The following is a 4,448-nucleotide window of genomic DNA, read 5'->3' as shown; positions in this document are numbered from 1 at the left end:
CGCACCACCACCTTCGCCCAGCGCGCACAGTGGGCCCACGCCACCGCCGACCTTCTGGAGGCCGAAGCCGACGACACCGCGGCCATGATGACATTGGAGATGGGCAAAACCCTGAAATCGGCCAAAGCGGAGGCTCTCAAGTGCGCCAAGGGGTTTCGCTACTACGCAGAGAACACCGAGAAGCTGCTGGCCGACGAGCCGGCCGACGCGGACACGGTCGGGGCGTCGACGGCGTACGTCCGCTACCAGCCGCTGGGGGTGGTGTTGGCCGTGATGCCGTGGAACTTCCCGCTCTGGCAGGCCGTGCGGTTCGCCGCGCCCGCGCTGATGGCCGGCAACGTCGGCATCCTCAAGCACGCATCGAACGTGCCGCAGACCGCGCTGTACCTGTCCGACGTCATCGCCCGCGGCGGCTTCCCCGACGGCTGCTTCCAGACGCTGCTGGTGCCGTCGGGAGCCGTGGAGCGCATCCTGCGCGACCCCCGGGTCGCGGCGGCCACCCTGACGGGCAGCGAGCCGGCCGGCCAGTCGGTGGCCGCCATCTGCGGTGACGAGATCAAACCCACCGTGCTGGAGCTCGGCGGCAGCGACCCGTTCGTCGTGATGCCGTCGGCGGACCTCGACGAGGCGGTCACGACAGCGGTCACCGCCCGGGTACAGAACAACGGCCAGTCCTGCATCGCCGCCAAGCGGTTCATCGTCCACGCCGACATCTACGACACGTTCGTCGACAGGTTCGTCGAGCGGATGGCGGCGCTGAAGGTCGGCGATCCGACCGACCCGGACACCGACGTGGGTCCGTTGGCCACCGAGTCCGGCCGCGACGAGATCGCCAAGCAGGTCGACGACGCCGTCGCGGCGGGCGCGGTGGTCCGCTGCGGCGGCGCGCGTCTCGACCGGCCGGGGTGGTTCTACCCGCCGACCGTGCTCACCGACATCACCAAAGACATGGCGCTCTACACCGAGGAGGTGTTCGGGCCGGTCGCCTCGATGTACCGCGCCGCCGACATCGACGAGGCGATCGAGATCGCCAATGCCACCACCTTCGGCCTGGGCTCCAACGCCTGGACCTCCGACGAGGCCGAGCAGCGGCGCTTCATCGACGACATCGAGGCCGGCCAGGTGTTCATCAACGGCATGACGGTGTCCTATCCCGAGTTGGGGTTCGGCGGCATCAAGCGCTCCGGCTACGGCCGGGAGCTCGCGGGCCTGGGGATCAAGGAGTTCTGCAACGCCAAGACCGTCTGGGTCGGCTAGCGGACCGTTCGCGAGCAGACGTGAAATCGCCCTAATCGAGGGGACTTTGGGCGATTTTGCGTCTGCTCGCCATTAAACGGCGGCCAGCACCTTGGCGTCCTCTGCGGCGAAGGTGTCCTCGAGCTGCAGCGGTGAGTAGTCGAGGTCGATCTCGCCGACCGGGCGGCCGCGGGCGCTGGAGATCGTGCCGAACCGCCGCATCCCCTTGTCCCCGGCGTACTGCAGCATCTCCTCCGGCGATATGCCGAAGGGCAGCTCGTCTCCATAGACGGCGAAGCCTTCCTCGGTCACTTTGAGGGCCAGCGGGATCAGCTCGTTCATGCGCGTCTCGAACACCTCCCAGTTGGCGTCGTCGGCGGCGATGTGGCGCCGGCACGTGAACGTTCCCCATGCCATGTGGCGACGCTCGTCGTCGCCGATGTGACGAACCAGTTGCTGCATGCCGGGCAGGATTCCCCGGACCACGCAGATCTTGTGCCAGGCGTAGTAGCCGGTCAGCGCGAGCATGCCCTCCACGATGTGGTTGTAGGTCACGGCCGCGCGGACCTGTGAGGCCGGGGCGGAGTCACTCGACAGCGCATGAAGGCACTGCGGCAGCTCGTCGTAGAACATCTGGCGGTAGGCCGGCAGATCGTCGAGGTAGCGGTGCAGGTCCTCGGTGACGCCGACGGCGTCGAGCCACATCCGGAAGACCTGGGTGTGCTTGGCTTCTTCGAAGGCGAACTGCGTCAGATACATCTCGTCGCCGAGTCGCCCCTCGGCCCGCATCGCGGACATGAACGGCTGGATGTCCTGGGTCACCGACTCCTCGCCCGCGACGAACTCCGCGCACAGCCGAATGGCGTAGTCGCGCTCGAGGTCGGAGAGTTTTTCCCAATCCGCCCGGTCGCGGGAGAAATCGATGTCGGCGGGATCCCAGAACTTTGCGTTGCCCCCGGCGAACAGCTTGAGCGGCAGGCTCTCCCAGTTCAGGCCCCCCGCGACGAGTGAACCGATGTGCGTGCGTGTCATGTGAACTCCTCGGATCGTTGGACGGCCGGCTCAGCGGAGAAGGCGGCGGCCAGCACCGCGACGAGCCTGCGCACCGCCAGCGCGGGCTGTTCCGGGCTGGGCTCGTCGAGCCCGAGGACCGGATCCAGGCCGCGCATGTACGGGGCCAGGGCCAGGTGCGGGAACAGCAACAGCAGCAGCGACAGCATCGCTTCGGTGTCGGCGTCGGCCCGCAGGTCGCCGCGCGCCTGCGCGTCGCGGAGCAGTGGACGCAGCACCTGCAGGTAGTGCCGGTGGATGACGGAGCGAACGCTGATCCGAGCGTCGGTGTCGACTTCCAGCGTCGCCGCGGCGTGCAGCGCACGCTCGTGTGGATGCTGGGCGAAGTAGGACACCCAGCCGTCGAGCAGGTCGGTCAGGAACTCGAAGAACGGCCGGGTCGGGTCGAGCTCGCGGATGAGGTCTTCGACGAAGGCGCGCACCCGCTGGCTGCCGATGTCGGTGATGTAGGCGTACAAGTCGCGTTTGTCGGCGAAGTACTGGAACAGGCTGCCTTTGGCGACTCCCGCTCGGCGGGCGATGACGTTCAGACTCCCTCCGGAGAATCCGTGCGCCCCGAACTCGGCCTCCGCGGCTGCGATCACCGCGGCCCGCCGGGCGGGGTCGACGCGTGCCCACGTCACCGTCGGCATGGTGACTCCCCTCGTAGATGACCACTGGTCACTCTACCGTGAGTTGTGTCACAGTCAAGGGTGGCGGCGTGCGCTTGCCGCACCGCGATCGGTCCCGTGCGTCGTCTACGGTGGGATGAAACGGGTGGAATGAAACGGGTGGAATGAAGCGGGTCGAATGAAGCGGTACGCGACCGAATCGGCGCGCCGAGATCGCCGAGGCGACCTTCCGGCCCGCTTTGACAGCGAAAGGCCGGCAGCAATGGCAACACGCTCACAACTCGTCGACGCCGCGGTGGACGCCGACACGCCCCGACTGGTCGAACTGTTCAAAGACCTGCACCGCCATCCCGAACTCGGCTTCGCCGAGACCCGCACCGCCGGGATCGTCGCCCGCGAGCTGACCGGGCTGGGGTTCCAGGTGCACACCGGGATCGGCCGCACCGGCGTGGCGGCCGTGCTGAGCAACGGCACCGGACCCACCGTGATGTACCGCGCCGACATGGACGCACTGCCGGTCGCCGAAGACACCGGCCTGGACTACGCCAGCACCGTGCAGCTCACCGGCGCGGACGGCACCCCCACCCCGGTCGCGCACGTGTGCGGGCACGACGCCCACGTGACCTGGATGCTGGGCATGGCCAAGGTGCTGGCCACCGCTACCGACGCGTGGTCGGGTACGGCCGTGCTGGTCGGCCAGCCGGCCGAGGAACTGATAGCCGGCGCGCAAGCCATGGTCGACGACGGCCTCTACGACGCGGTGCCGCGGCCCGATCACCTGGTGGGCATGCACACCGCGCCCGGCCCGGTCGGGATGGTGGCCGCCTCCGGCGGTCCGACGATGAGCGGGTCCGACCAGGTGGACATCGTGTTCAACGGTGTCGGCGGCCACGGGTCGATACCGCAGCTGGCCAAGGATCCGGTTCTCATGGCCGCCCTGGCGGTCGTCGAATTCCAGACGATCGTCAGCCGGATGATCGCCCCGCACGACACCGCGGTGCTCACCGTCGGGGCGGTGCAGGCCGGGTCGGCGCACAACGTCATCCCCTCGCAGGCGTTGCTGAAGGCCAACCTGCGCTGGTTCGACCCGCACGTGCGCCAACGGCTGCTCGACGGGATCAAGGCGGTCTGCGACGGCATCGCCCGCACCTACGGCATGCCCGAGGACAAGCTCCCGCAGATCACGCTCAGCGGTGGCTGCACGCCGCTGGTCAACGACGAGAACCTGTGCGCGCGACTCGCCGCTGCCCTGACTGCGGCGATCGGGCCGGATCACGTGGTGACGCAACCGCTCCCGGTGACGGCGTCGGAAGACTGCCAGCTGCTCAAAGGCCCCCACCCTGACCTGCCGCTGGCCTACCTGTTCGTCGGGGTGGCCGACCCCCAGGTGTACGCCGAGGCGTTCGCGGCCGGGAAGCTGTTCCCCTATTCCCCGCACAGTCCGGATTACCGGGTGGATTTGGCGGCGGTCCCCTTCGGGGCCAAAGTCGCCGGTGATGTGATGCTCGAACTGCTCGGTACGTGAGCTGC

The 4,448-nt window shown here is 68.4% G+C and carries 4 protein-coding genes; 2 read left to right on the top strand and 2 right to left on the bottom strand.

Annotated features, from left to right (window positions below; genetic code table 11):
- A partial coding sequence (locus AC2VOK_RS00260) for an NADP-dependent succinic semialdehyde dehydrogenase (RefSeq protein WP_428898681.1) occupies positions 1-1,257 on the top strand: 1,257 nt, incomplete at its 5' end.
- 72 nt (positions 1,258-1,329) lie between these two features.
- Here the strand turns inward: AC2VOK_RS00260 and AC2VOK_RS00255 are convergent.
- Together AC2VOK_RS00255 and AC2VOK_RS00250 are read right to left on the bottom strand one after the other, a co-directional pair.
- Positions 1,330-2,268, bottom strand: coding sequence for a R2-like ligand-binding oxidase (locus AC2VOK_RS00255; protein ID WP_428898680.1), 939 nt, complete (start codon positions 2,266-2,268; stop codon positions 1,330-1,332).
- Positions 2,265-2,939, bottom strand: coding sequence for a TetR/AcrR family transcriptional regulator (locus AC2VOK_RS00250; protein WP_428898679.1), 675 nt, complete (start codon positions 2,937-2,939; stop codon positions 2,265-2,267). Before AC2VOK_RS00250 ends, AC2VOK_RS00255 begins: the two co-directional genes overlap by 4 nt.
- Positions 2,940-3,180: 241 nt before the next feature.
- Here AC2VOK_RS00250 and AC2VOK_RS00245 point away from each other — a divergent pair, with 241 nt between their 5' ends.
- Positions 3,181-4,443 carry an amidohydrolase gene (locus AC2VOK_RS00245; RefSeq protein ID WP_428898678.1) on the top strand — a complete coding sequence of 421 codons (1,263 nt, stop codon included), beginning with the start codon at positions 3,181-3,183 and terminating at the stop codon, positions 4,441-4,443.
- Positions 4,444-4,448 lie beyond the last annotated feature (5 nt).

Source organism: Mycobacterium sp. TH-M116 (genome assembly GCF_057473685.1).
The sequence above is the reverse complement of the archived record's forward strand: the minus strand, read 5'-3'. Positions and strand labels throughout refer to the sequence as shown.

Excerpts from the sequence above, each read along its gene's own strand:
- AC2VOK_RS00250 (WP_428898679.1), bottom strand. The coding sequence starts at position 2,939 with ATGCCGACGGTGACGTGGGCACGCGTCGACCCCGCCCGGCGGGCCGCG.
- AC2VOK_RS00245 (WP_428898678.1), top strand. The coding sequence starts at position 3,181 with ATGGCAACACGCTCACAACTCGTCGACGCCGCGGTGGACGCCGACACG.
- AC2VOK_RS00255 (WP_428898680.1), bottom strand. The coding sequence starts at position 2,268 with ATGACACGCACGCACATCGGTTCACTCGTCGCGGGGGGCCTGAACTGG.